This window comes from Streptomyces sp. NPDC026575 (assembly GCF_055567415.1).
In genome coordinates this window covers 87,934-111,936 of sequence record NZ_JBVHQM010000006.1, presented here as the reverse complement: position 1 = coordinate 111,936, position 24,003 = coordinate 87,934, and the positions used below count along the sequence as shown (strand labels likewise).

The 24,003-nt window shown below is 72.8% G+C and carries 25 protein-coding genes; 14 read left to right on the top strand and 11 right to left on the bottom strand.

Features of this window, described 5'->3' with window-relative positions:
* Window positions 1-9: 9 nt before the first annotated feature.
* Together ACZ4NB_RS10320 and ACZ4NB_RS10315 are read right to left on the bottom strand one after the other, a co-directional pair.
* On the bottom strand, window positions 10-444 hold the full coding sequence (locus ACZ4NB_RS10320) for an ATP-binding protein (RefSeq protein WP_467659983.1): 435 nt from the start codon (window positions 442-444) through the stop codon (window positions 10-12).
* Window positions 445-754: 310 nt separating this feature from the next.
* Window positions 755-1,684 carry a VldE C-terminal domain-containing protein gene (locus ACZ4NB_RS10315; RefSeq protein ID WP_467659981.1) on the bottom strand — a complete coding sequence of 310 codons (930 nt, stop codon included), beginning with the start codon at window positions 1,682-1,684 and terminating at the stop codon, window positions 755-757.
* Window positions 1,685-1,724: 40 nt separating this feature from the next.
* Between ACZ4NB_RS10315 and dapE the strand changes: the two genes are divergently transcribed.
* Window positions 1,725-2,816, top strand: a complete 1,092-nt coding sequence (gene dapE, locus ACZ4NB_RS10310) for a succinyl-diaminopimelate desuccinylase (RefSeq protein ID WP_467659979.1) — start codon at window positions 1,725-1,727, stop codon at window positions 2,814-2,816.
* A gap of 124 nt (window positions 2,817-2,940) precedes the next feature.
* Window positions 2,941-3,690: an LOG family protein gene (locus tag ACZ4NB_RS10305; RefSeq protein ID WP_467659977.1), complete on the top strand. Its 750-nt coding sequence runs from the start codon at window positions 2,941-2,943 to the stop codon at window positions 3,688-3,690.
* Between the two features lie 55 nt (window positions 3,691-3,745).
* On the opposite strand, the gene folP is transcribed toward ACZ4NB_RS10305, so the two are convergent.
* Window positions 3,746-4,606, bottom strand: a complete 861-nt coding sequence (gene folP / locus ACZ4NB_RS10300; RefSeq protein WP_467659975.1) for a dihydropteroate synthase — start codon at window positions 4,604-4,606, stop codon at window positions 3,746-3,748.
* Window positions 4,607-4,698: 92 nt separating this feature from the next.
* Here folP and ACZ4NB_RS10295 point away from each other — a divergent pair, with 92 nt between their 5' ends.
* Window positions 4,699-5,139, top strand: coding sequence for a DivIVA domain-containing protein (locus ACZ4NB_RS10295; RefSeq protein WP_467659973.1), 441 nt, complete (start codon window positions 4,699-4,701; stop codon window positions 5,137-5,139).
* On the top strand, window positions 5,136-5,741 hold the full coding sequence (locus ACZ4NB_RS10290; RefSeq protein WP_467659972.1) for a DNA-3-methyladenine glycosylase I: 606 nt from the start codon (window positions 5,136-5,138) through the stop codon (window positions 5,739-5,741). Before ACZ4NB_RS10295 ends, ACZ4NB_RS10290 begins: the two co-directional genes overlap by 4 nt.
* Window positions 5,742-5,792: 51 nt before the next feature.
* On the opposite strand, the gene chcB is transcribed toward ACZ4NB_RS10290, so the two are convergent.
* The gene (gene chcB, locus ACZ4NB_RS10285) at window positions 5,793-6,593 is read right to left on the bottom strand and encodes a 2-cyclohexenylcarbonyl CoA isomerase (RefSeq protein ID WP_467659970.1); all 801 of its coding nucleotides are present in this window, start codon (window positions 6,591-6,593) and stop codon (window positions 5,793-5,795) included.
* 334 nt (window positions 6,594-6,927) lie between these two features.
* Here chcB and ACZ4NB_RS10280 point away from each other — a divergent pair, with 334 nt between their 5' ends.
* Window positions 6,928-7,095 carry a DUF3117 domain-containing protein gene (locus ACZ4NB_RS10280; protein WP_003985072.1) on the top strand — a complete coding sequence of 56 codons (168 nt, stop codon included), beginning with the start codon at window positions 6,928-6,930 and terminating at the stop codon, window positions 7,093-7,095.
* Between the two features lie 153 nt (window positions 7,096-7,248).
* Here the strand turns inward: ACZ4NB_RS10280 and ACZ4NB_RS10275 are convergent, their stop codons facing one another.
* Entirely contained in the window at window positions 7,249-7,932 is a 684-nt protein-coding gene (locus tag ACZ4NB_RS10275) for an O-methyltransferase (protein ID WP_467659968.1), read from the bottom strand.
* Window positions 7,933-8,218: 286 nt separating this feature from the next.
* On the opposite strand from ACZ4NB_RS10275, the gene sigE reads away from it, so the two are divergent.
* The 5 genes from sigE (at window position 8,219) to ACZ4NB_RS10250 (ending at window position 13,542) form a co-directional block, all read left to right on the top strand.
* Window positions 8,219-8,914, top strand: coding sequence for an RNA polymerase sigma factor SigE (gene sigE, locus ACZ4NB_RS10270; protein WP_467659966.1), 696 nt, complete (start codon window positions 8,219-8,221; stop codon window positions 8,912-8,914).
* Complete coding sequence (locus ACZ4NB_RS10265; RefSeq protein WP_467659965.1) at window positions 8,911-9,867, top strand: anti-sigma factor family protein; 957 nt, start codon at window positions 8,911-8,913, stop codon at window positions 9,865-9,867. Before sigE ends, ACZ4NB_RS10265 begins: the two co-directional genes overlap by 4 nt.
* A 123-nt stretch (window positions 9,868-9,990) precedes the next feature.
* Window positions 9,991-12,177, top strand: a complete 2,187-nt coding sequence (locus ACZ4NB_RS10260; protein WP_467659963.1) for a S1C family serine protease — start codon at window positions 9,991-9,993, stop codon at window positions 12,175-12,177.
* 116 nt (window positions 12,178-12,293) lie between these two features.
* Window positions 12,294-12,776, top strand: coding sequence for a sec-independent translocase (locus ACZ4NB_RS10255; RefSeq protein ID WP_467659961.1), 483 nt, complete (start codon window positions 12,294-12,296; stop codon window positions 12,774-12,776).
* A gap of 121 nt (window positions 12,777-12,897) precedes the next feature.
* On the top strand, window positions 12,898-13,542 hold the full coding sequence (locus ACZ4NB_RS10250; protein ID WP_393489152.1) for a hypothetical protein: 645 nt from the start codon (window positions 12,898-12,900) through the stop codon (window positions 13,540-13,542).
* Between the two features lie 201 nt (window positions 13,543-13,743).
* On the opposite strand, the gene ACZ4NB_RS10245 is transcribed toward ACZ4NB_RS10250, so the two are convergent.
* Genes ACZ4NB_RS10245 through ACZ4NB_RS10235 form a run of 3 tightly spaced genes read right to left on the bottom strand, consistent with a single transcriptional unit; the run spans window position 13,744 to window position 16,822 of the window.
* A complete protein-coding gene (locus ACZ4NB_RS10245; protein ID WP_467659959.1) occupies window positions 13,744-14,904 on the bottom strand; it encodes an Mrp/NBP35 family ATP-binding protein in 1,161 nt (386 codons plus the stop codon).
* Window positions 14,905-14,946: 42 nt separating this feature from the next.
* Window positions 14,947-15,525 (bottom strand): DUF1003 domain-containing protein, encoded by a 579-nt coding sequence (locus ACZ4NB_RS10240; protein WP_467659957.1) that lies wholly within the window; start codon window positions 15,523-15,525, stop codon window positions 14,947-14,949.
* The gene (locus ACZ4NB_RS10235) at window positions 15,515-16,822 is read right to left on the bottom strand and encodes a magnesium transporter MgtE N-terminal domain-containing protein (protein ID WP_467659955.1); all 1,308 of its coding nucleotides are present in this window, start codon (window positions 16,820-16,822) and stop codon (window positions 15,515-15,517) included. The genes ACZ4NB_RS10240 and ACZ4NB_RS10235 overlap by 11 nt, the downstream gene beginning before the upstream one ends.
* 197 nt (window positions 16,823-17,019) lie before the next feature.
* On the opposite strand from ACZ4NB_RS10235, the gene ACZ4NB_RS10230 reads away from it, so the two are divergent.
* Window positions 17,020-17,805, top strand: coding sequence for a hypothetical protein (locus tag ACZ4NB_RS10230; protein WP_467659953.1), 786 nt, complete (start codon window positions 17,020-17,022; stop codon window positions 17,803-17,805).
* A 20-nt stretch (window positions 17,806-17,825) separates the two neighbouring features.
* On the opposite strand, the gene ACZ4NB_RS10225 is transcribed toward ACZ4NB_RS10230, so the two are convergent.
* Window positions 17,826-18,368: a hypothetical protein gene (locus ACZ4NB_RS10225; protein WP_467659951.1), complete on the bottom strand. Its 543-nt coding sequence runs from the start codon at window positions 18,366-18,368 to the stop codon at window positions 17,826-17,828.
* An 87-nt stretch (window positions 18,369-18,455) separates the two neighbouring features.
* A complete protein-coding gene (locus ACZ4NB_RS10220; protein WP_467659949.1) occupies window positions 18,456-19,586 on the bottom strand; it encodes a magnesium and cobalt transport protein CorA in 1,131 nt (376 codons plus the stop codon).
* A gap of 540 nt (window positions 19,587-20,126) precedes the next feature.
* Here ACZ4NB_RS10220 and ACZ4NB_RS10215 point away from each other — a divergent pair.
* Window positions 20,127-20,711, top strand: coding sequence for a suppressor of fused domain protein (locus ACZ4NB_RS10215; RefSeq protein WP_467659947.1), 585 nt, complete (start codon window positions 20,127-20,129; stop codon window positions 20,709-20,711).
* Window positions 20,712-20,812: 101 nt separating this feature from the next.
* Here the strand turns inward: ACZ4NB_RS10215 and ACZ4NB_RS10210 are convergent, their stop codons facing one another.
* Window positions 20,813-22,069: an MFS transporter gene (locus tag ACZ4NB_RS10210; protein ID WP_467659945.1), complete on the bottom strand. Its 1,257-nt coding sequence runs from the start codon at window positions 22,067-22,069 to the stop codon at window positions 20,813-20,815.
* A gap of 253 nt (window positions 22,070-22,322) precedes the next feature.
* On the opposite strand from ACZ4NB_RS10210, the gene ACZ4NB_RS10205 reads away from it, so the two are divergent.
* Window positions 22,323-22,961 carry a DUF6758 family protein gene (locus tag ACZ4NB_RS10205; RefSeq protein ID WP_467659943.1) on the top strand — a complete coding sequence of 213 codons (639 nt, stop codon included), beginning with the start codon at window positions 22,323-22,325 and terminating at the stop codon, window positions 22,959-22,961.
* A gap of 157 nt (window positions 22,962-23,118) precedes the next feature.
* Window positions 23,119-23,973 carry a PHP domain-containing protein gene (locus tag ACZ4NB_RS10200; protein ID WP_467659941.1) on the top strand — a complete coding sequence of 285 codons (855 nt, stop codon included), beginning with the start codon at window positions 23,119-23,121 and terminating at the stop codon, window positions 23,971-23,973.
* Window positions 23,974-24,003: the final 30 nt, after the last annotated feature.

Sequence of the window (24,003 nt, the reverse complement as noted above, 5' to 3'; positions counted from 1 at the left end):
GTGGGGCGGTCAGCCGCCGAGCGGGAGCCCGCCGAGCAGGGCCTGGCCGGCGAGGCCCATGGCGGCGTCGACCGGCAGCTTGTTGGTCGTGATGCCGTCCTTGGTGAACGGACGGGCCGTGCCCTCGGCCTGCTGCGCGGCACCCTGGGTGACCGGCAGGACCTTCTTGACGGCGGGGGCCGCGGTCTCGACCAGCGCCGGGGCGAGCTTGGTCACCGCCTTCTTGCCGGTCGTGTTCAGCATGCCGGCGCCGTCGTGCGCGGCGTGGTCGAGGGCCTTGTTGGTGTTGCGGGAGTCCAGGGGCGCGGTCAGCCTGCCCAGGCCGGGCGCCTTGTCGGGCAGTGCCGCGGCGCTGGCGGAACCGGCCGCACCGACCACAGGAGCGGCACCTGCTGCGACGAGCAGGGCGGCTCGGGCGATCCGACGCGTAACGGGGAGGGACATGGTGCTCCTTTTACGGAGAAGGACTCGTACTTCTGACAGATGTGCCATGTCCGCCGGGCGGACGCACTGACTACCGCTTCAGAACCCCGAAGGTTGCGGTGAATTAAGGTAAAGAATTGGTAACGCGACACATATTCGGTCGCGCCGGAAGGGGGTCGATATGCGTGCGCGGCCCGAGGGGTGGAAACGCCACCGCCCTTATGGCGCAAGGGAATTGGCGGGACGCACGACCTTTGCGACCTCAATTCCCCTTACCACATGGGGAATTACCGCCGTCCGATTGGTGGCGCACTCAAGGGCGCCCGGCGGGCTATTTCGCGGTGATAATACGAACGTCGCGCTCGTTCTTTGCCGAGCCGGCCGGCTTGTGCTGCCAGCCCTTGTCCGCATCGGCCGCGGACCACGTCCGGCCGGCATAAGAGATCTGTTCGATGCGCAGCTCCGCGGAGTGCGCCATCGCCCACACGGCCAGCTCCCAGCCGCGCCGCGAGGCGTCGCCCGCCGCCACCGGCCCGACCGGCCGCACCGGCACCGTCAGGCCGCGCTCGCCGCCCGCACCGCGCCCGGCCGCGCTCTCCGTCCGCGGCAGCACCTCGGGCCCGAACTCCCGCACCAGCTTCTCGCGCACCTTGGCGGCGCCGCCCGCCTTGCTGTCCACCGGGCGGCTCTCGGTGCAGGTCATCGCACCCCCGTCGCGGCCGGTCAGCGCCCCGGTCAGCCGGGCGGCGTCCGCCTCGTGCTTCGCGTACGCCTGCGGATAGCCGCTGCGCTGCACCTTCTGCGCGGCGACGGTCAGCGGCAGCCGGGAGTAGCCGGGGACCTTCGCCAGATGCCGGTAGAACTCCCCGGCCGAGTACACCGGGTCCATGATCTGCTTCACGGTGCCCCAGTCCTGGGACGGCCGCTGCTGGAAGAGCCCGACCGAGTCCCGGTCGCCGAAGTCGATGTTGCGCAGCCCCGACTCCTGCATCGCGGTCGCCAGCGCGATGGTCACCGCCCGCTCCGGCAGCCCGCGCGAGGACGCCACCGCCGAGATGGTCGCGGCGTTGGCGGCCTGCTCGGGGGAGAGCTCGTAGTCCTTCTCGTCGCCCTGGGCGCGCACCGTGCAGCGCGGCGCGCCCGGTCCGCCGGTCACGTACTGCACCACCAGATAGCAGGCGAGTCCCAGCAGGACGGCGAAGGCGGCGGCGGTACGCCAGAGGCGCTTGCGGCGGTGGGGGGCTGAGGGCTGGGCGGACACGAGCCCACCGTACTGGAGTGCTGCGGATAGGGTCGGCCCCATGGAGCGCTCCACACACCACCCCGCCCTCGACCTGTCGCTGGACGCCGCGCAGCTCACCGCGCAGCTCGTCGACTTCCCCTCCGTCAGCGGCGAGGAGGCGGACCTGGCCGACGCCGTCGAGAACGCCCTGCGCGCACTGCCGCATCTGACCGTCGACCGGTACGGCAACAACGTCGTGGCCCGTACGCAGCTGGGCCGTGCCGAGCGGGTGGTGCTCGCCGGACACCTCGACACCGTCCCGATCGCGGACAACGTCCCCTCCCGGCTCGACGCGGACGGCGTCCTGTGGGGCTGCGGCACCTGCGATATGAAGTCCGGCGTCGCCGTCCAGCTGCGGATGGCCGCCACGGTCCCGGAGCCCAACCGCGACCTGACCTTCGTCTTCTACGACAACGAAGAGGTCGCCGCGCACCTCAACGGCCTCGGCAAGGTCGCCGAGGCGCACCCCGACTGGCTCGCCGGGGACTTCGCCGTCCTCCTGGAGCCCTCCGACGGCCAGGTGGAGGGCGGCTGCCAGGGCACCTTGCGGGTCCTGCTGCGCACCACCGGGGAGCGCGCGCACTCCGCCCGCAGCTGGATGGGCGCCAACGCGGTCCACGCGGCCGCCCCGATCCTGGCGAAGCTCGCCGCCTACGAGCCGCGCCGCCCCGTGATCGACGGCCTCGAATACCGCGAGGGCCTCAACGCCGTACGCGTCGAGGCCGGTGTGGCGGGCAACGTCATCCCCGACGCCTGCACGGTCACCGTCAACTTCCGCTACGCGCCCGACCGCACCCCCGACGAGGCGCTCGCGCACGTCCGCGAGGTCTTCGCGGACTGCCCGGTGGACGAGTTCATCGTCGACGACCACTCGCCGGGCGCGCTCCCGGGGCTCTCCCACCCAGCCGCCAAGGCGTTCATGGAGTCCGTCGGCGGCCGGGCGATGCCCAAGTTCGGCTGGACCGATGTGTCCCGTTTCAGCGCCCTGGGCGTCCCGGCCGTCAACTACGGTCCCGGTGCCCCCCTGCTCGCGCACAAGAAGGACGAGCGGGTCGAGATCGAGCGCATCGCGCACTGCGAGGAGCGGCTGCGCACCTGGCTGACGGCCTGACCGCCCGCCCGGCACCCCGGGGACCGGCCGCCGACCGATCTCGTACGAGCCGAATTCCCTTGCCGTGCACTCCGGCGGATCTAGTCTGAAACGGCAAACGATCTGTCTGCGGAGGGAGTACGTCATGGCCAGTCCCGAGGGAGCGCCGGTCCCCGAGGAGCAGCGGCTGGGTCCCGTCCTGCGCCGTCACGACCAGGTGCAGGCGGGCACCACGGACCAGCGGCTGCTGGACTCCGAAGGCCCCTCCGAGTGGGTGCACACCGATCCCTGGCGCGTGATGCGCATCCAGTCCGAGTTCGTCGAGGGCTTCGGTGCGCTGGCCGAGCTGGGCCCGGCCGTCAGCGTCTTCGGCTCGGCCCGTACGCCGCGCGACTCCAAGGAGTACGACGCCGGCGTGCGGATCGGGCGGGCGCTGGTCGAAGCCGGGTTCGCGGTGATCACCGGTGGCGGCCCCGGCGCCATGGAGGCCGCCAACAAGGGCGCCAGCGAGGCGGGCGGGACCTCGGTCGGGCTGGGCATCGAGCTGCCCTTCGAGCAGGGCATGAACGACTATGTGAACCTCGGCGTCGACTTCCGGTACTTCTTCGTCCGCAAGACGTGCTTTGTGAAGTACGCCCGGGGGTTCGTGGTGCTCCCCGGGGGCCTCGGCACGCTCGACGAGCTCTTCGAGGCGCTCACCCTCGTCCAGACCCGCAAGGTCACCCGCTTCCCGATCGTGCTGTTCGGCACGGCCTACTGGAGCGGCCTGATCGACTGGCTGCGCGACACCGTCATCGCCGAGGGCAAGGCATCGATGCACGATCTGGAGCTGTTCCACCTCAGCGACGACGTGGACGAGGCGATCGCGCTGGTGACCAAGGAGGTCGGGATCTGAAGGCCCCGGTGGCCCTGGACCGCACGCAGGCGGCCCGGGGCCGGTACCCGGCGGCTCAGGCCAGTCCCCGGCGGGCGACCGCCGGTGGCCGGTGGCCGGCGATGGAGGCCACCATTTCCAGCACCTGCCGGGTCTCGGCGACCTCGTGGACGCGGTAGACCTGGGCGCCCAGCCAGGCCGACACGGCGGTGGTCGCCAGCGTGCCCAGCACCCGCTCCTTGACCGGCTTGTCGAGCGTCTCGCCGACGAAGTCCTTGTTGGACAGCGAGACCAGCACCGGCCAGCCGGTGTCGGTCATCTCGCCCAGCCGGCGGGTCGCCTCCAGGCTGTGCCGGGTGTTCTTGCCGAAGTCGTGCCCCGGGTCGATCAGGATCGCGTCGCGCCGGACGCCCAACTCCGCGGCCCGCTCCGCCAGTCCGAGCGTCACCCGCAGGATGTCCGCCATCACGTCGTCGTAGGTCACCCGATGCGGGCGGGTGCGCGGCTCGACGCCGCCGGCGTGGGTGCACACCAGGCCGACGTCGTACCGCGCCGCGACCTCGGCGAGCCGCGGATCGACGCCGCCCCAGGCGTCGTTGAGCAGGTCCGCGCCGGCCTCGCAGACCGCCTCGCCGACCTCGTGCCGCCAGGTGTCCACGCTGATCACCACGTCGGGGAAGCGCCTGCGGACCTCGGCGACGAAGCCGACCGTGCGGCGGGCCTCCTCCTCGGCGTCGACCTCCTCGCCGGGGCCGGCCTTGACGCCGCCGATGTCGATGATCGCGGCGCCGTCGGCCACCGCCTGCTCCACGCGGGCGAGCGCCGGCTCGTCATGGAAGGTGGCGCCCTGGTCGTAGAACGAGTCCGGGGTCCTGTTGACGATGGCCATGATCACCGGCTCATGCGCCTCGAACTCGCGTTTCCCCAGCCGCAGCATTCCCTGACTTCCTCTCCGTGGTCCGGGAGCGACCCTAACTGTCGGACCCGCATGGCACGATCGAGGCAGGCACATAGTCCGGGGAGTTGGTCGTGTTCTGGTTCTTGCTGATCGCGATGGTCGTGGTGGTGGCCGCGGTCACGCTCGTGGTCGTCGGCGGTGGTGACGGCGGTGGGCTGCGGGATTCCGAGCCGGACCGGCTGTTCGACCCGCTGCCGGGGGACCGCTCGGTCGCCCGCGCCGATGTGGAGGCCGTACGGATCGCGGTGACCGTCCGCGGCTATCGGATGAACGACGTCGACGACGTCCTGGACCGCCTGGGCGCCGAGCTGGCCGAGCGCGACGCCCGGATCGCCGAGCTGGAGGCGGCCCTGGCCGGCGCCCATGCGGCGGCGATGGGCGGCCCGGGGCTCATCGAGGACGGCGGGCAGCCGCGCGGGACGGAGCCGAAGCCGCGGCCCGCGGCCGGCGGCCCGGAGACCGCCGGTGCCCCCGAGGCGCCCCGGCGTACGGAAGGCGAGGAGCAGGCATGAGCGGTGTGGTGACCGAACCGGACGGCATCGCGCGCTGCCCCTGGGGCATGGAGTCGGAGAAGATGGCCGACTACCGCGCCTACCACGACACGGAGTGGGGCCTGCCGGTCCACGGCGATGACGCGCTCTTCGAGCGGATGACCCTGGAGGCATTCCAGTCCGGGCTCTCCTGGATCACGATCCTGCGCCGCCGCCCCGGATTCCGCGCCGCGTTCGCCGGCTTCCGGATCGCGGAGGTGGCGCGGTTCACCGAGGCGGACGCCGAGCGGCTGCTCGCCGACCCCGGCATCATCCGCAACCGCGCCAAGATCGCCGCGACGATCAACAACGCCCAGGTCGCCGCCGAGCTGGACCCCGGCGAACTGGACGAGCTGATCTGGTCCTACGCCCCCGACCGGGCCGGCCGGCCCGTGCCGCGCACCCTCGCGGACGTCGAGCCGGTGACCCCGGAGTCGAAGGCGCTCGCCAAGGAGCTCAAGAAGCGCGGCTTCCGCTTCGTCGGCCCGACCACCGCCTACGCGATGATGCAGGCGTGCGGCCTGGTCAACGACCATCTGGCGGCCTGCCATGTGCGCCGGGCCGTGGAATCGGCGGCCGGCTGACCCCGGGCCGGCCGGCCGACCCGCGTCAGCCGGCCGGAGCGCCCGGCGGGCTCAGCGGCCCAGGTAGACCGGCTTCTCCTTCTTCACGAACGCCTCGACCGCGATCCGGTGGTCCTCCGACGCCCCGGCCCGGACCTGGAGTTCGTCCTCCTTGCCGAGGGTCTCGGCGAGCGAGTGCCCGGCGCCGTAGGCCAGCGATTCCTTGATCGCGGCGTAGGCGGCGGTCGGCCCCTGGGCCAGCCGGCGGGCCACGGCCGCGGCCTCCTGCGCCAGCTCGTCGGCCGGTACGACCTTGTTGGCGATACCCAGTTCGTGTGCCTCCTGGGCGCTGATGCTGCGCGGGAAGAGCAGCAGATCGGCGGCCCGGCCGTGGCCGATCAGCCGGGGCAGCGTCCAGGACATCCCGGAGTCGGCGGTCAGCGCGACGCCGGCGAAGGAGGTGTTGAAGGACGCGGAGTCGGCGACGACGCGGTAGTCGGCGGCGAGCGCGAAGCCCGCGCCGGCGCCCGCGGCGACCCCGTTGACGCCCGCGACCACGGGCTTGGGCATCTCGGTCAGCGCCGTCACGATCGGGTTGTAGTGCTCACGCACGGTGTTCATGGTGCCGCCGGTGCCGTTGGCGTGGTCCTGCGCCAGCAGGCCGATGTGCTCCTTGAGGTCCTGGCCGACGCAGAAGGCGCGCCCGGTGGCGGTGAGCAGCACGGCGCGTACGGCGGGGTCGGCGGCGGCCTCCCGCAGGGTGTCCCGCAGCAGGACCTTCGCCTCGATGTTCAGCGCGTTCATCGCGTCGGGGCGGTTGAGCGTGATCGTCGCGAGTCCGTCGGTCACGTCGTAGAGCACGGTGTCGGCCATAGTGGGAGTCCCCTCCGTCGCGGCTCGGACTGCTCGGCAGCGGCAGTCAGCGCTCAGGATGCCGGAGATCATCGGCGGTGCGCATGTGACGTACATCAAAGAAAGCGGGCGCGTCGGACAGTGGCGGGTGGAGGAGTATCGCAGCCCCCTCCCCGAATTGGGTGGGTTTGAGAGAGCGCGTTGCCGAAGGGATGCTCCCCGATGTTGGTCATCGGGTCGTTCGATGCGGGATAATGGCCTGGAAGCAATGTGTTCGATGCCGGTGACACGTGCCTATTCGGGCCGTCGGCTGAGATGAGCTGGTTTTGAGCTGGTTTCAGGAAGGGGAACGAGCATGGCGGCCATGAAGCCGCGGACGGGCGACGGCCCGCTCGAGGTGACCAAGGAGGGGCGGGGCATCGTCATGCGCGTTCCGCTCGAAGGCGGCGGGCGGCTCGTCGTCGAGCTGACCCCCGACGAAGCCAAGGCCCTGGGTGAGGCCCTGGAGAAGGTCACCGTCTGACAAGGGCGGAGAAACCGGCGGATTCCCGGGCCTGACCCGGTACCACCAGCCGACATACCCCGGCCCCGGCACGCGGCGCGCACGAAAGGCGCGCCGCGTGCCGGGGCCGTTTGGTCCGCGGAACGTGCCGCCCGGGCGGCACGAGGGGGCGGCTCAGCCGCGCTTGACCGCGCAGAGCAGCCCGTCGCCGACCGGCAGCAGGGACGGCACCAGCGAGGTGCTCTCCCGGATGGCCCGCAGCAGCTCCCGCAGCCGGAGCACCTCCGATGGCTGCACCGCCGAATCGACCGTACGGCCGTCCGCGAAGACGCCCTCGAAGCACACCAGGCCGCCCGGGCGCAGCAGACGCAACGATTCAGCGAGGTACTCCAGGCACTCCATCAGGTCGCCGTCGCAGAAGACGAGGTCGTATCCGCCGTCCGCGAGCCGGGGGAGGACGTCCAGCGCCCGGCCGGGGATGAAACGGGCGCGGTTCCCGGCGAAGCCGGCCGAACGGAACGCCTGCTTGGCGAAGGTCTGCCGCTCGGGCTCGGGATCCACGGTGGTCAGCACGCCGTCGGGCCGCATGCCGTGCAGGAGGTAGATGCCCGACACGCCCGTGCCGGTGCCGATCTCGGCGACGGCCTTGGCGTCGGCGGTGGCGGCGAGCATGCGCAGGGCCGCGCCGGTACCGGTCGTCACCGTACGGATGCCGGCTTCCCGGGCGCGGTCGCGGGACCAGCGCAGGGCGGCCTCGGCGCTGTCGTCGATGGTCCCGGCGCCGTACGCCTCGGCGAATGCCAAGCTCGTCTGCCGGTTGCCGGTAATGGCCCTCTCCTGTCCCCGTAGTTGACGCAACCGTGACTGTATCCGCTGTGCGCGGGAACCCGCAGATGGGACCGGGCGTTATGGAGGGGGAGGGAGCAGACGGGGGGACGCAGTGGTGAAGACCGCGCGAGAATCGAATCAAGGCGAGAAGCAGGACCAAATGCAGGTCAAATCTGCTTATCCGGAGCTAACGGGCGAGGTGGATATGGTAGGGGCTCTACTGGACACCACCAGAGCCACCAGGGGAGGTGCGGCTGCGGCGGGTGACCGAGGAGTGCTGAGGCGCTTGAAGAGGTCGTTCGTCGAGCCGAAATCCGTGACAAACACCGCTGACCGATTCCTCCCCCACTCTCGACTTCGTTCGAGCGGGGGGACCGCCAAGGCCGACTCCGCACCCAGCGCGACCTTCGCCGCGGACGCGGATGTGCAGGCGTGGACTCCGCCCACCTGGGAGGAGATCGTCAGCACGCACAGCGCACGGGTCTACCGCCTCGCCTACCGCCTCACCGGCAATCAGCACGACGCCGAGGACCTCACCCAGGAGGTGTTCGTCCGCGTCTTCCGCTCGCTGTCGACGTACACCCCCGGCACGTTCGAGGGCTGGCTGCACCGCATCACCACCAACCTCTTCCTGGACATGGTCCGCCGCCGGCAGCGTATTCGCTTCGACGCGCTCGGTGACGATGCGGCCGAGAAGCTGCCCAGCCGGGAGCCCGCGCCGCAGCAGCACTTCGACGACACCCACTTCGACGCCGATGTGCAGCATGCGCTGGACACCCTCGCGCCGGAGTTCCGCGCCGCCGTCGTCCTGTGCGACATCGAGGGCCTGTCGTACGAGGAGATCGCCGCGACGCTCGGCGTCAAGCTCGGCACGGTCCGCAGCCGGATCCACCGCGGCCGCTCCCATCTGCGCAAGGCGCTCAAGCACCGCGCTCCGGCCACGCGCGGCGAGGAGCGCGAGCGGCGCCGTTCGCTGGCCGTGGTGCCCACGGGGGAGGTAGGGATCGCGTGAGCCTCAGTGGCGGTCCGTCCCCCGCCGAGCAGCATCTCGGCGACCGCCTCGCGGCCCTGGTCGACGGCGAGTTGGGGCATGACGCGCGCGAGCGGGTGCTCGCGCATCTTGCGACCTGCGCGAAGTGCAAGGCGGAGGCCGACGCCCAGCGTCGGCTCAAGAGCGTGTTCGCCGAGGCGGCGCCCCCCGGCCCGTCCGCGGGGCTGCTGGCGCGCCTGCAGCAGCTGCCCGGCGGCGACGCCGGCGGTCCCGGCAGCCGGCTCGGCAGCGGCGGCCTCGGCTCCGGTGAGTTCGCCCGGGGCGGCGGCTCGTTCCGCTATGTCCCCTCCGGCGACCACTCCGGCCATGCGATGGCGGCGATGCCCGCTCAGTCCCGCGGGCGCGGCTTTCGTGCCCAGGATGTCGTGCGGCCCGCACAGCGGCGCCGGTTCGCCTTCGCGGCGGCCGGTGCGGTCTCGCTCGCGGCCTTCGCGCTCGGCGGCGCCCTCCCGCTGGAGGCGGCCGTCGATGTGACCGGCCCGCGCACGGACGGCGGTGGCACGGCCGCCACTCCGCTCAGCGCCAGCCCCGCCGCCGACAGCGGCTCCCTGCTGCGTACGGGGCAGTTCCTTTCGGCCGGTAACTCCCAGCCGGGCACCTGGCCCGCGTCGGGCGGCCCGACGCCGGTCCCGGCCCCCAGCGCGATGGCCCTGCAGGGCCCCGGCGCCCCCTCCGCGGCGGCGCCGCCCGCCGGCCCCGCCGCCCCGGCCGGCCGCTTCGGCCTCTCGCCGCTGATAGCCGCGACCGGTCCGGCGTCCGCGTACCACCCCTCGCCGCTCGCCGTCGCGACCGGCAACACCCCGGTGCGCCAGCATCCGCCCGCGCTCCCGCCCCTGGAGCCCAAGCGCCCGCTGATCGGCTCCGCGGCCGCGGCCGGCGCCGCCTCCCAGGGCACGTCCACCGCCCCGCGCTGACCGTCCCCTGCGCATCCCCGGGCGGAACTGGTTGAATCGCTGCCAGGCGGCGCACCCTTTCAGCGGGCGCGGTCCGCGAGGTGGTGGTGGCCCGCATGAGCGCGGGCGAATTCTGGGGAGAGCATGGACGACGGTAAGGCCGCCGGGTCGAAGCTGAAGTGGTGGAGCCGCCCGGGACGCACCCCGGGCACGCAGCCGTCCGCCGAGGCCGGTCCGCAGGCGGTGCCGCCCGCCGACGGCCCGGCAAGGCCGCCGGCGGCCGACACGTCCGGCATATCCGGTGTGCCCGACGCGGAGGAGTCGGGGGACTGGATCGTGCGTCCGCCGCAGCGGAGCGCGGCGCCGGCCGCCGCTCCGGAGGCGACCGCCGCCGCGGCGCGGGAAGCGGCCGGGACGGGCGAGGTGCCCGGCTCCGGTGAAGTGTCCGGGAGGGGTGAAGTGTCCGGCGCCGGCGAGGAGTTGGCGGTCGCGGCGGCGGCCGGGTCGGCGGAGCGCACCGCCGCCGAGCCGCCCGCGCCGCCCACCGCGACCGCAGCCGCGACCGCAGCCGTGTCCGTCGACGCGCCCGCCGCGCCGCCGCGGCCGCTGCACCCCGAGGACCCGTACGGCACCCCTCCGTACGGCGGCCCCGGACCGTGGGCCCCGGCGCCGCCCGTGCAGCGGCCGGAGCCCCGTCCCACCGCGATGGGCTGGGCCCCCGGACACCCTGGCGCGACCCCCGCGCAGGGCACCTCCCTGCCGCCGTCGGCCGGGCCGCTGCCCCCGTACGGAGCGCCGGCCCAGGCGGCGGGCTACCCCGGCCCCCCGCAGTCGCCGCCGGCCGCACCGCAGGCGGCGCACGGCAGCGCCCCCGCCGCACCGGCCGCTCCGTCGCCGGCCGCCGAGGACCGCGCACCGGCCGCACCGGGCGGTGATCAACGACTCCCGGAGCGTACGGACGAGGCCGGGCACGCCAGGGCCGCCACCGAATCCGGCGGGCCCGCGCGGCCGGTGCTCCACAAGCCCGACCCCCAGCAGCCGGGGAGCCCGGCCGACGCGCCCCAGGCGCAGCCGCACCCAGCGCCGCCCGCCGGGTCGCACGGCCCCGCCCCGGCCCACGACCACGCGCCCGCCCCGCACGGCGCCTGGCACCAGTACGACCCCTGGAGCGCGCCCCTGCAGGGCGGGCCTCTCGCCGTGCCCCCGCAGGGCTCCGGGCGCAGCCGCCGCGGCGCGCTGGTCGTCGGCGCGGTCGCGCTGGCGCTGCTCGCCGGCGGCGTCGGGGGCGGCATCGGCGCCTATGTCGAGCGGTACGGCGGGATCAACGACATCAAGCTGCCGCAGGCGGCCGGCGACGCGGGCGGACGCGAGCCCGACAGCGTCGCCGGGATCGCGCAGACCGCGCTGCCCGGGGTGGTCACCCTCCACGTACGGGGCAACGCCGAACAGGGCACCGGCACCGGCTTCGTCCTCGACCGGCAGGGCCACATCCTCACCAACAACCACGTCGTCGAACCGGCCGGCTCCGGCGGCGAGATATCGGTGACGTTCAGCGGCGGCCAGACGGCCAAGGCCAAGGTCATCGGCCGGGACGGCGGCTACGACCTCGCCGTGGTGCAGGTCGAGGGCGTCACGGGCCTGCGGCCGCTCACGCTCGGCAACTCCGACTCGGTACGGGTCGGCGACCCCGTCGTCGCGATCGGCGCGCCCTACGACCTCGCCAACACCGTCACCTCCGGGATCATCAGCGCCAAGCAGCGCCCGATCACCGCGGGCGGCGAGAAGGGCGACGGCAGCGACGTCAGCTACGTGGACGCGCTGCAGACCGATGCGCCCATCAACCCGGGCAACTCCGGCGGCCCGCTGGTGGACGCCAAGGCGCGGGTGATCGGCATCAACAGCGCCATCCGCGCGGCCGACAGCGGCAGCGGCCTGGACGGCGCCGGCCAGGGCGGCAGCATAGGGCTGGGCTTCGCCATTCCGATCAATCAGGCCAGGCGGGTGGCCGAGGAGCTGATCAACACCGGCCGGGCGACGCACCCGGTGATCGGCGTCACGCTGGAGATGGAGTACGCCGGCGACGGCGCCCGCGTGGGCGACCACACCAAGGACGGCAAGCCGGCGGTGATCGCGGGCGGGCCCGGCGCCAAGGCCGGGATCAAGCCGGGCGATGTGATCACCAAGGTGGACGGTGCACCGGTGCACAGCGGCGAGGAGCTGATCGTGAAGATCCGCAGCCACCGGCCCGGCGACACGCTGATGCTGACCCTCCAAAGGGAGGGCAAGGAGCAGTCCATACGGCTCAGGCTGGGTTCCTCCACCGCCGGATGATCGTTTGCATCGTGTTGGCACGGGCGACTCCCGCCCGACCTACGGGGCCAGGTACCGTGATAGTCGGCCTGGCCCCTAGGCCAACGAAGGCCGCGGATGACCCAAGGAGCTGCTAGGTGTTCTTCGACATAGGACCCCTCGAACTGGTAGCGATCGTCGTCCTTGCCGTACTCGTCTTCGGGCCGGACAAGCTCCCCAAGGTCATCCAGGACGTCATGGGCGTCATCCGGAAGATCCGCGAGTTCTCCGACAGCGCCAAGGAAGACATCCGCAATGAGCTGGGGCCGGAGTTCAAGGACTTCGAGTTCGAGGACCTCAAGCCCAAGAACTTCGTGCGCAAGCACGTCCTGGAGAAGGACGAGTACGGCCTCAAGGACCTCCAGGAGATCCGTAACGGCTTCGATCTGAAGCAGGAGATGGCCGAGGTCACCGACGCCGTGCACGGCCGCGAGAGCGCCTCCTCCGCCATGCCCTCGAACGGCTCAGGGCTTAGCCTGTCCAAGGAGTCCCCGGCCGCCTCCGGCCGTCCTGACCTGGTCAAGAAGACCGGAATCGCGGAGCCGGGCGAGCGTCCGCCGTTCGACGCCGACGCCACCTGACACACTCCGGTATGCCCGGGCTGTGTTGACCCCTATAGCTATGCTCCGGGTGTCCGGGGTTTGGTCGCCTGAGGGGGGCGGGCCGCCCACGACGCAGGGCAACAAGGAGGCTTCCGCGCAGATGGAGACGACGAGTCGGACAGCGGAACAACAGGCGTCGGCCGGGGTCGGCCGGAAGGTGGACGGATATCTGCTGGCCGCGTTCCCGTGGTACGGCCTCGACGAGGCGTTCACCGGTCCGCGCTGGCTGATGCAGGTCGGGGCGGCCGCGGACGGCACCGTCGAGCACGGTGCCACCGGCCATGGGGAGGGGCCCACCATCAAGGCGGAGTCGCCGCAGGACGAGCGCTTCGCGGTCGTCGTGACGGTCGCCAGCCGCCCCGTACGGCGCAGCGCGGACGGCACCGGTGTACTGGAGGCCACCTCGGTCTCCACGGCCGCCTGGCTCGCCGGCTCGGGCCTGCTGGCCCACACCTGGCCGACCCAGATGGACCGCACGCTGCGCCAGGACTGGCTGGACCAGCAGACGACGCTCGCCTGGGAGCTGGCCGACGACCTCGGCGGCGGCGCCTGGAGCGAGCTGATGCTGCCGGTGGACGGGGTGCCGACCTCGTTCGCCTACCGCGAGTCGGAGTACGGCTGGGTGCTGGCGGGCTCGGCGAGCGAGGACCCCGACGGGGTGCACATCGGCGCCTACGGACGCGGGATGAGCGCCTACGGCCTGGGCTTCTCGGTCGTCAAGGACATCGCGTCGTACGAGGGATGAGCAGCGCCGACGGCCGCCTTCCAGGGGCCGGGGGCCGCGTGGGCACCCGGGCTCCTCGGTGATCGGGATCCCGGGCGCACGGCGGGGCTGAGCGCGCCGGCGCAGGCAAAAGGGGGCGGGCCTTACGGGGCCCGCCCCCTTTTCGCCTCGACCGGCCTCAACGAGCCCTATGGGCTTCCCTGTCGCCGCGGGCGCACACCCTCAGAACTTGTTGCGCGGGGTGATCCCCAGCGACATGCCGGACAGACCGCGCTGCCGGCCGCCCAGCTTGCCCGCGATCGCGCGGATGGCGGAGCCGGCGGGGGAGTCCGGGTCGGTCAGCACGACCGGCTTGCCCTCGTCGCCGCCCTCGCGCAGGCGCACGTCGATCGGGATGGCGCCGAGCACCGGCACCTGCGTGCCGGTGGTCTTCGTCAGGCCCTCGGCGACCCGCTCGCCGCCGCCGGTGCCGAAGACGTCGACCAGCTCGTCGCAGTGCGGGCAGGGCAGCCCGGACATGTTCTCGACCACGCCGACGATCTTCTGGTGGGTCTGCACGGCGATCGAACCGGCCCGCTCGGCGACCTCGGCGGCGGCCTGCTGCGGGGTGGTGACCACCAGGATCTCGGCGTTCGGCACCAGCTGCGCCACCGAGATCGCGATGTCGCCGGTGCCCGGGGGCAGGTCCAGCAGCAGCACGTCCAGGTCGCCCCAGTACACATCGGCGAGGAACTGCTGGAGCGCGCGGTGCAGCATCGGGCCGCGCCAGACGACCGGTGTGTTGCCCGGCGTGAACATGCCGATCGAGATGACCTTCACGCCGTTGGCCGACGGCGGCATGATCATGTTCTCGACCTGGGTGGGCTTGCCGTCGGCGCCCAGCATCCGCGGCACGGAGTGGCCGTAGATGTCCGCGTCGACCACACCGACCTTCAGGCCGTCGGCCGCCATCGCCGCGGCGAGGTTCACGGTGACCGACGACTTGCCGACACCGCCCTTGCCGGAGGCGACGGCGTAGACCCGGGTCAGCGAACCGGGCTGGGCGAACGGCACCTCGCGCTCGGCGGTCCCGCCGCGCAGCGACGTCGCCAGCTCCTTGCGCTGCTCGTCGCTCATCACTTCCAGATCGACCCGGACGCCGGTCACGCCCTCGACCCCGGCGACCGCGTCGCGCACGTTGTTGGTGATCGTCTCGCGCATCGGGCAGCCGGAGACGGTGAGGTAGACCACGACCGCCACCGTGCCGTCCGCCGCGATGTCCACCGATTTGACCATCCCCAGCTCGGTGATGGGGCGGTGGATCTCGGGGTCGTTGACCGTCGCGAGCGCGGCGCGGATCGCGTCCTCGCTCGGGGCGGCGCCTGGTGACGTCTCGGTAGCCATGTCCTGATGGTACGGCGCGTGAGGCGGCCTCCGGAAAGGCTGTCAGCGGTCGTGTTCGTCACTCTCCGCCTCGACCATCTGCCGCAGCTCCAGGTCCCGCAGCAGGTCCTGCAGCTCGTCGCGGATCCAGTCGCGGGTGGCGACCTCGCCCAGGCCCAGCCGCAGCGCCGCGATCTCCCGGGTCAGGTACTCGGTGTCGGCGATGGAGCGCTCGTTCTGCTTGCGGTCCTGCTCCTGGGTGACCCGGTCGCGGTCGGCCTGGCGGTTCTGCGCCAGCAGGATCAGCGGCGCCGCGTACGACGCCTGCAGCGACAGCGCCAGGGTCAGGAAGATGAACGGGTACCCGTCGAACTTCAGGGCGCCGGGCGCGGCGATGTTCCAGGCGATCCACAGGATGATGGCGACGGTCATCCAGACGATGAAGCGCCCGGTCCCCAGGAACCGGGCGATCTTCTCCGACAGCCGCCCGAACGCCTCCGGGTCGTACTCGGGCAGGAACGTACGGCGCGGTGCGCGCGGCAGGTCCAGGCGCACCCGGGCCCGCTCGGCGGCGCCCCGCCGCACCGCCGAGGCGCCGTTCGCCCGCGAGCGCTCCCTGCCCTCCCGTTCCTCAGCGCCCATCCGCGGCCTTCCCCAGGCGCCCGGCGCCGGTCAGCCCGGCCGCCCCCTCGCCGTGCAGCTCGGCCTCCCGCCAGTCCTCCGGCAGCAGATGGTCCAGTACGTCGTCGACGGTGACCGCGCCCAGCAGCGCGCTGCTCTCGTCCACGACCGGCGCGGCCACCATGTTGTACGCGGCCAGATAGCGGGTCACCTCCGGCAGCGGGGTGTCCGGCGGCAGCGGGGGCAGGTCGGTGTCGGCGATGGAGCTGACGAGGGTGAACGGCGGGTCCCGCAGCAGCCGTTGGAAGTGCACCAGGCCCAGGTACTTCCCGGTGGGCGTCTCGTCCGGCGGCCGGCAGACGTAGACCTGGGCGGCCAGCGCGGGGGAGAGGTCCGGGTCGCGCACCCGGGCCAGCGCATAGGCGACGGTGGCGTCCGGGCGCAGCACGATCGGGTCGGTGGTCATCAGGCCGCCCGCGGTGCGCTCCTCGTAGGACATCAGCCGCCGCACATCGGCGGCCTCCTCCGGCCGCATCAGCTCCAGCAGCCGCTCCACCTCCTCCTCCGGCAGCTCGCCGAGCAGGTCGGCGGCGTCGTCGGGGTCCATCGCCTCCAGGACGTCGGCGGCCCGCTCCTCCTTCAGCTTGCCGATGATCTCGATCTGGTCGTCCTCCGGCAGCTCCTCCATCACATCGGCGAGCCGGTCGTCGTCGAGGGCCGCGGCGACCTCCGCGCGGCGCTTGGGGGAGAGGTGGTGCAGCACACCGGCGAGGTCGGCCGGGCGCAGCTGCTCGAACGTGGCCAGCAGGCTCTCGGCGCCCTGCCCGTGCTCCTCCAAGGAGAAGCCGGTCACCGCCGACCACTCCACCGTCAGCGTCTCGCCCTTGCGGCGCAGCGCCCCGCTCTTGCCCTTGCGCACGAAGACCTTGTCGATCTCCCAGTCGCGGCGGGCCGGCAGCTGGCTGATGCCGATGTCCAGGACGGTGACCTCCTCGCCGGTCTCCACCAGCCGCACCCGGCGGTCCAGCAGCTCGCCGAAGACCAGCGTCTCGGTCGTCCGCTGCTCGAAGCGGCGCATGTTCACCACGCCGGTGGTGATGATCTGGCCCGACTCCACGCCGGTCACCCGGGTCATCGGCAGGAAGATCCGGCGCCGGCTGATCACCTCGACGACCAGCCCGAGCAGCCGCGGCGGGCGCTTGCCGACCCGCAGCAGTGCGACGAGGTCCCGCAGCCGGCCGACCTGGTCGCCGTTGGGGTCGAAGACGGCGATGCCGGAGAGGTGGGAGACGAAGACCCGGGGGGTCACCACTGCCATGCAGAGCGCCTCCCTTTCTCCCGTGATGCCAGAAATAAGGCAAGAATTCGGGTTCAGGCTAACCCGCCCGGACCCGCGCCGCCCTGGTGAAGGAGGCCGTAGGGTGACCGCCACGCACCCCGCCTACGAGGCCCTGTGGCCCAGGTACGCTGCCGTACTGGCTGTCGAGGTCACCCGCATCAGGAGGCAGAGCCGACGTGAGCGCAATCCCCCGGGGGGCCGGCCCCCGACCCCTGGCCGGAGGGGCCCGCCGCACGGGCCGGACCGCGCTCGCGGGGGCGGCCTGCGTGGCACTGGCCGCGACGCTGGCGGGCTGCGCGGGGGAGGACCCGGACGCCGGTACCAACGGCGTCGGGAAGCTGCCGCCCGCCAAGATCGAGTCCAAGGCGCTGGCCGCGGCCCGGCAGGCCGACACGGTGCGCCTGTCCGGCAGCGTCGTCAGCCACGGCCGTACGTACAAGCTCAACATGAGCCTGGCGAAGAACGGCGCCAAGGGCGAGCTGACCACGAATGCGGCCGCCTTCCAGCTGCTGCGGGTCGGCAAGGCGCTCTACCTGAAGGCGGACGCGGCGTTCTGGGCCGGTGAGAAGAGCGGCTCGTCCGGTGCGCCCGACCAGGCCGCGGCGCGCAAGCTCGGCGGCAAGTACGTCAAGGTGCCCGCCGCCGACCCGGTCCACAAGCGCTTCAGCGGCTTCACCGACAAGGACACCCTGCTGGCCGGACTGCTCGGGCTGCACGGCAAGCTGACGGCCGGCGACCGCGGCGACGTCGACGGCGTCCGCACCATCCGGCTGTCCGCCGCCGCGGGCTCCGGCGGCACCCTGGACGTGTCGCTGGAGGGCACGCCCTACCCGCTGCGGCTGCGGCGCGCCGGCGATGCGGGCGTGGTCCGGCTCGCCGACTGGGGCAGGAGCGTGGACCTCAAGGCGCCGCCCAAGGACCAGGTCGTGGACTACGGCACGCAGATCTCCGGCAAGGGCTGAGCCCCGCGGGGCTTCGCCCCTCAGCCCTTGCGGCCCCGGCGCAGCAGCTTGGGCAGCGCGGCCGGGACGGGCCGCCGGGTGATCGCGGCGGAGGCCAGCGGCGGCGCGGCGTGCGAGACGTCCGGCATCGTGCCGGGCCGCTGCTGCGCCTCCTGACCGGTCGGCTCCAGCCGCAGCACCCGGCACTCCTCCGCCCAGCGCTCGGTGATCCGCTCCGCGTCCGGCGCGTTGAGCCGCTTGCCCTTCAGCTCCTCGACCGCGGCCAGCCAGTCCTCGCTGCGCGGCGCCGGCTCGACGACGCGGGCCTGCCAGGCGACCAGCCGGCCGCCCTTGTCCTTGCTGCGGACGGTGACCGTGGCCGTGGCGCCGTCGGCGAGCCCGAGGTCGGCCAGCGGCTGCTCACCGGCCCCGCCGCCGACGAGGCAGGCGGCACCGTCGTGCCACACGTGCCACAGCGCACGGGACGGGCCCGCCGTCCCCCGCACCCAGATGAGGCCGGACTTCTTCGTGGCCTCTTCGATGAGCGCCCGATCCTGCAGGGCCTGCGACACGGTCTCCGTCATACGGCTCAGCCTAATGGGCCCGGAGGCGGGCGCCCGGGCCCGCCCAGGGCCTGAGACGGGCCGTACCGCGCCGCGGCACCGCCCCGGTCACAGCCAGCCGTTGCGCTTGAAGCCGCGGTGGATGCCGAAGCAGATCACGGCCGTCACCACCAGCACCGCCGGGTAGCCGTACTCCCAGTGGGTCTCCGGCATGAAGTCGAAGTTCATGCCGTAGATCCCGGCGATCATCGTCGGTACGGCGAAGATCGCCGCCCAGGCCGTGATCTTGCGCATGTCCTCGTTCTGCGCGACCGCCGCCTGGGCGAGGTTGGCCTGCAGGATGGAGTTGAGCAGATCGTCGAAGGACAGCACCTGCTCGCTGACCCGCGCCAGGTGGTCGGCGACATCGCGGAAGTACTTCTGGATGTCGGAGTCGACCTGCCGCATCGGCCGCTCGCTCAGCAGCTGCATCGGCCGCAGCAGCGGCGACACCGCGCGCTTGAACTCCAGTACCTCGCGCTTGAGTTGGTAGATCCGCCCGGCGTCGCCGCCCCTGGCGGAGCCCGCCTTGCCGCCGGAGCCCTTGCCGTTGGTGCCCGAGCTGAAGACGTCGATCTCCACCTCGTCGATGTCGTCCTGCACCGCGCCGGCCACCGCCATGTAGCCGTCGACCACCTGGTCGGCGATGGCGTGCAGCACCGCGGACGGCCCCTTGGCCAGCAGCTCCGGGTCGTCCTGGAGCCGGTGCCGCAGGGCGCGCAGCGAGCCCTGGCCGCCGTGCCGCACGGTCACGATGAAGTCCCGTCCGGTGAAGCACATCACCTCGCCGGTCTCCACCACCTCGCTGGTGGCGGTCAGCTCGGCGTGCTCGACGTAGTGGACCGTCTTGAAGACGGTGAACAGGGTCTCGTCGTAGCGCTCCAGCTTGGGCCGCTGGTGGGCGTGCACGGCGTCCTCGACGGCGAGCGGGTGCAGCCCGAACTCCTTGGCGATACCGGCGAATTCGGCCTCGGTGGGCTCGTGCAGACCGATCCAGGCGAAGCCGCCGTCGGCCCGCACCCCGGCCATCGCCTCGGCCGGGCTGACGTGCTCGCTCACCCGGCGTCCCTCGCGGTAGACACCGCAGTCGACGATGGCGCTGTTCGCGCAGGCCGGGGTGGAGCTCTCGTAGTGGTAGGGGGAGTCACCGCGGCGCCGGGACGGGCGTACGGCGGCGCGCAGGTCGCGGATCATCGACATGGCAGGCTCCTTCACGGGCCGGCCGTCAACTGGGGGCGCGGGGCGCAACGCTGCCCGGAACGTGGACGTACGAGACTCCGTTGGTCGTACGTCCGCAAAGCGGGCGGCGCTCCGTGCGGAACAGTGACGGCAGTTCGCAGAGACACGGAACAGAGAGTCGAAGGCGCTCTTCCGTCATCTACATCCGGCGCAAAGGCGCTTCCTGGGTTTCGCCGTTCAGCGGCGGGGTACGGAAGCTCTCGGATCAGGAGATGCGCTGCGCGAGGGGATGACGGGAGAACTATCGGTACTGCACGGTCGACTCGGATCCACCGCAGCCCCACCTCCTCCGGCCGGTCCCCGTTGGGGGACGACGTCATTCCCTGACCAGACGGCCAGGCTATCAGCCGCCTGAAGCGTTCCGGCGCCGTTTTGCCTGTTCGATACGAACCGTTGAGCCGTGGCGCGGCCGTCCGCCGGTGGTGCCGGACTCCCGCTTTGCGCCGATGGAGTGCCGGGCGCGGCGCGGGCCAGGTGAGGGGCCGGCCCTATGCTCGCGGCATGTCTGACGTTCTTGAGCTGGTCGAAGCCCGGTTGCGTACGAGCCTGGGCGAGCCGGACGCGCGTGCCGCGGTCACGTTCCTGGGGACCGACCGCATCGAGGTGCTCCGCTTCGCGGACGACGGGGTGGTGAGGTATGCCACGCTCGGGATGTCCGCCCAGCCGATGGCCGACCCCACGGCCGTGCTGGCCGACCCGCTGCGCGGCCCGCGCGCCGAACTCGTGCTGTCCGTACGGGGCGGCCGCGCGGACACCGACAAGGTGCTCCGGCCGCTCGCCGTGCTCGCCGCGTCCCCGCAGGTCGAAGGGGTGGTGGTGGCTCCCGGCGCCTCGCTGGACGTGGGGGAGCCGCTGTGGCCGGGAGCGGTGTTCACCTCGGTGCTGGTGGCCGAGCCCGGTGGCCTGATCGAGGACCTGGAACTGGACGAGCCGATGGAGCCGGTGCGCTTCCTGCCGCTGCTGCCGATGACGCCCAACGAGGCCGCCTGGAAGCGGGTGCACGGCGCCGAGGCCCTCCGGGAGCGCTGGCTGAGGCACGGCACGGACCTGCGGGACCCGCTGCGCAGCGGCGTACCGCTCGACTGACCCGGTGGGCGGCGGGGCGGGGATTTGTCCCGCCGCCCCGCCGGACGCCGACGGGGCGTCAGTTTCCTTCCGCCGGAAGCCCGATGGCCCGGCGGCTCGCCTCAGCCGGCGACGGTCGCGGTCGTCCCGTCCTGCGCGGTGTGCCGGGGCCGGGGCTCCGCGGTCCCGACCGTCAGCGCCCGTCGGCGGACGGCGACGACGCCGGCGCCGGCCAGCGCCGCGGCGGCCGCGCACACGAAGGGGAGGTGGACGTCGGTCCACTCCTCGATCCTGGGCGCGAGGAACGGCGCGGCCGCCGCGGCGAACCACCGCACGAAGTTGTAGCCGGCGCTGGCCACCGGGCGCGGCACGGGCGAGACGCCCAGCGCCAGTTCGGTGAACACGGTGTTGTTCAGGCCGATGAGGGCACCGGACAGGACCGTGCAGGCGAGGGCGGTGGTGTGGTCGCCGTAGCCCAGCACGATCAGGTCGACGGCGAACAGGACCAGCGAGGCGCCCAGCACCCTCAGCGAGCCGAAGCGGTGCTGGAGCCGGGGCGCCACGAGCACCGAGAACACCGCGAGCAGCGCACCCCAGGCGAAGAAGACGCCCCCCGCCCCGTAGGGGGACATGTCCAGCACGAACGGGGTGAAGGCCAGCACCGTGAAGAAGGCGTAGTTGTAGCAGAAGGCCGCGGCGGCGGCGGAGGCGAGACCGCCGTGGCCGAGCGCCCGCAGGGGGTCGAGGAGCCCGGTCTTCCGGGCCGGTCCGGGCTGCTCCTTGAGGAAGGCCGCGATGGCGAGGAAACCGACGGCCATCAGGGCCGCGGTGCCGAAGAACGGGTAGCGCCACTTCAGGTCGCCGAGGACCGCGCCGAGCAGCGGGCCGCAGGCCATTCCGAGGCCGAGGGCGGACTCGTACAGCAGGATCGCCGCGGTGGACCCGCCCGTCGCCGCGCCCACGATGACCGCCAGCGACGTGGAGACGAACAGGGCGTTGCCCAGGCCCCAGCCGGCCCGGAAGCCGACCAGTTCGCCGACCGACCCGGACATCCCGGAGAGCGCCGCGAAGACCACCACCAGCGCCAGGCCGGCGAGCAGCGTCCGGCGGCCGCCGATGCGGCTGGAGACGAAGCCGGTGATCAGCATCGCGACCGCGGTGATCAGGAAGTAGGAGGTGAACAGGAGGGAGACCTGGCTGGGGGTGGCCCGCAGGCCCCGGGCGATCGAGGGCAGGATCGGGTCGACCAGGCCGATGCCCATGAAGGCCACGACCGAGGCGCCCGCCGTGGCCCATACGGCCTTCGGCTGGCGCAGCAGGGACGGGGCGCCCTCCTGGGACGGATCCTGTGCACCGCCGCCGCTCTTCGTGCCGCTCATATCGCGGTTCCCCTCTCCGTCGCCGGTTGTCCGCCCCCGGTCCGCCCCGGACGGCGGACAGTCGGCGCGAGATCGTTGACGTTTACACATATTAAGTTAGTCCAGCTAAAGGGTGCAAGGAGCAACTACTTGTCCGGTGGGGCGGGCGGGTCTCACGATGCGGTCAATTGCGGGGCCGGGTACGTGATTCGGGGCACACCGGTCGAGTGATCGTCCTTGACGCGACGGCGGGCCAGGAGGACCGTTGGTCCTTATGAGGGGCGAACCCAGTTGCCCGAAGTGCGGAGGCCGGGTGCGGGCGCCCGGTCTCTTCTCCGACACCTGGCAGTGCGCCGCACACGGCACCGTGCATCCGCTCCAGCCGGTCGTCCCGCCGAGCGTCGAGGCGCTCGGCGTTGTCGTGCACCGTGCGCAGGTGCCCGTGTGGATGCCCTGGCCGCTGCCGGTGGGCTGGCTGTTCACCGGCGTGGCGTGCGCGGGCGACGACCGCAGCGGCGGCAGGGCGACCGCGGTGGCCTGCACGGGCCCCGGACCGCTCGGCGGACCCGGCGAACTCCTTTTGATCGCCGAGGAACTGGGCGTCGGCCTGGGCGCGCGCTATGCCGGTATCGACGGCCCGGACCCCGGCCCCCATATGCGCGTGGACCAGACGCCGCACGGCAAGGTGCTCGCGGCCGGTCGGCCGACGCCGCTGTGGCACGTCGACGGTGCGCCGGCGGACCGCGCGGTCTTCGCCGGCGAGGCGCGCGGGCTGTGGCTGTGGGCGATCGCCTGGCCCGAGCAGGCCGGGATGCTGATGTACGACGAGTTGGTGCTGACCGATCTGCGCGAGGCGGGCGCGGAGGTCGACCTGCTGCCGTGCGGGGCGCTGTCGCCGCGGATCCTGGGCTGAGGCCGCGGCCCCGCCGAGCCGCCCCGCCCGCGCTCGGGCGCCGGAACCGTCCGGCCGCCCGGTTATCCTTCTGAGGTCCCCTGCGGTGTCCTCGCGTCCGGTGATCCTCCCGGGCCACGGCCCCGCGCCCGTCCCGCAGCAGTCTGGAGTCCGCGTCGTGCGCATCGATCTGCACACCCACTCCACGGCCTCCGACGGTACGGACACCCCCGCCGAGCTGGTGCGCAACGCGGCCGCCGCCGGACTGGACGTCGTCGCGCTGACCGACCACGACACCGTCGCCGGCCACGCCGCGGCGCGGGCGGCGCTGCCCGCCGGGCTGACGCTGGTCACCGGCGCGGAACTCTCCTGCCGACTCGACGGGGTGAGCCTGCACATGCTCGCCTACCTCTTCGACCCCGAGGAGCCGGAACTCGCCCGCGAGCGGGAGCTGGTGCGCGACGACCGGGTGCCGCGCGCCCAGGGCATGGTCGCCAAGCTGCGCGACCTCGGAGTGCCCATCACCTGGGAGCAGGTCGCGCGGATCGCCGGGGACGGCGCCGTGGGGCGGCCGCATATCGCCACCGCCCTCGTCGACCTCGGCGTCGTCGGCTCCGTCTCCGACGCCTTCACCCCGCAGTGGCTCGCCAACGACGGCCGGGCGTACGTGGAGAAGCACGAACTCGACCCGTTCGACGCGATCCGGCTGGTCAAGGCCGCGGGCGGGGTCACCGTCTTCGCGCACCCGCTGGCCGTCAAGCGCGGCCACTGCGTCCCCGAGGGCGCGATAGCCGAGCTGGCCGCGGCCGGCCTCGACGGCATCGAGGTCGACCACATGGACCACGACGAGCCGACCCGGGCGCGACTGCGCGCGCTCGGCGCCGACCTGGGTCTGCTGACCACCGGCTCCAGCGACTACCACGGCAGCCGCAAGACCTGCGGCCTGGGCGACTGCACCACCGACCCGGAGATCTACGGCGAGATCGTGCGCCGTGCGACCGGCGCCTTCCCCGTTCCCGGCGCGGGCGGCTGAGGGCGGCCCGCTCCCTTTCCCCTACGGGCC

Coding starts and splice junctions, on each gene's coding strand:
- ACZ4NB_RS10320 (WP_467659983.1), bottom strand. CDS start 444: ATGTCCCTCCCCGTTACGCGTCGGATCGCCCGAGCCGCCCTGCTCGTC.
- dapE (WP_467659979.1), top strand. CDS start 1,725: ATGGAGCGCTCCACACACCACCCCGCCCTCGACCTGTCGCTGGACGCC.
- ACZ4NB_RS10305 (WP_467659977.1), top strand. CDS start 2,941: ATGGCCAGTCCCGAGGGAGCGCCGGTCCCCGAGGAGCAGCGGCTGGGT.
- folP (WP_467659975.1), bottom strand. CDS start 4,606: ATGCTGCGGCTGGGGAAACGCGAGTTCGAGGCGCATGAGCCGGTGATC.
- ACZ4NB_RS10290 (WP_467659972.1), top strand. CDS start 5,136: ATGAGCGGTGTGGTGACCGAACCGGACGGCATCGCGCGCTGCCCCTGG.
- chcB (WP_467659970.1), bottom strand. CDS start 6,593: ATGGCCGACACCGTGCTCTACGACGTGACCGACGGACTCGCGACGATC.
- ACZ4NB_RS10280 (WP_003985072.1), top strand. CDS start 6,928: ATGGCGGCCATGAAGCCGCGGACGGGCGACGGCCCGCTCGAGGTGACC.
- ACZ4NB_RS10260 (WP_467659963.1), top strand. CDS start 9,991: ATGGACGACGGTAAGGCCGCCGGGTCGAAGCTGAAGTGGTGGAGCCGC.
- ACZ4NB_RS10250 (WP_393489152.1), top strand. CDS start 12,898: ATGGAGACGACGAGTCGGACAGCGGAACAACAGGCGTCGGCCGGGGTC.
- ACZ4NB_RS10245 (WP_467659959.1), bottom strand. CDS start 14,904: ATGGCTACCGAGACGTCACCAGGCGCCGCCCCGAGCGAGGACGCGATC.
- ACZ4NB_RS10240 (WP_467659957.1), bottom strand. CDS start 15,525: ATGGGCGCTGAGGAACGGGAGGGCAGGGAGCGCTCGCGGGCGAACGGC.
- ACZ4NB_RS10235 (WP_467659955.1), bottom strand. CDS start 16,822: ATGGCAGTGGTGACCCCCCGGGTCTTCGTCTCCCACCTCTCCGGCATC.
- ACZ4NB_RS10225 (WP_467659951.1), bottom strand. CDS start 18,368: ATGACGGAGACCGTGTCGCAGGCCCTGCAGGATCGGGCGCTCATCGAA.
- ACZ4NB_RS10220 (WP_467659949.1), bottom strand. CDS start 19,586: ATGTCGATGATCCGCGACCTGCGCGCCGCCGTACGCCCGTCCCGGCGC.
- ACZ4NB_RS10215 (WP_467659947.1), top strand. CDS start 20,127: ATGTCTGACGTTCTTGAGCTGGTCGAAGCCCGGTTGCGTACGAGCCTG.
- ACZ4NB_RS10210 (WP_467659945.1), bottom strand. CDS start 22,069: ATGAGCGGCACGAAGAGCGGCGGCGGTGCACAGGATCCGTCCCAGGAG.
- ACZ4NB_RS10205 (WP_467659943.1), top strand. CDS start 22,323: ATGAGGGGCGAACCCAGTTGCCCGAAGTGCGGAGGCCGGGTGCGGGCG.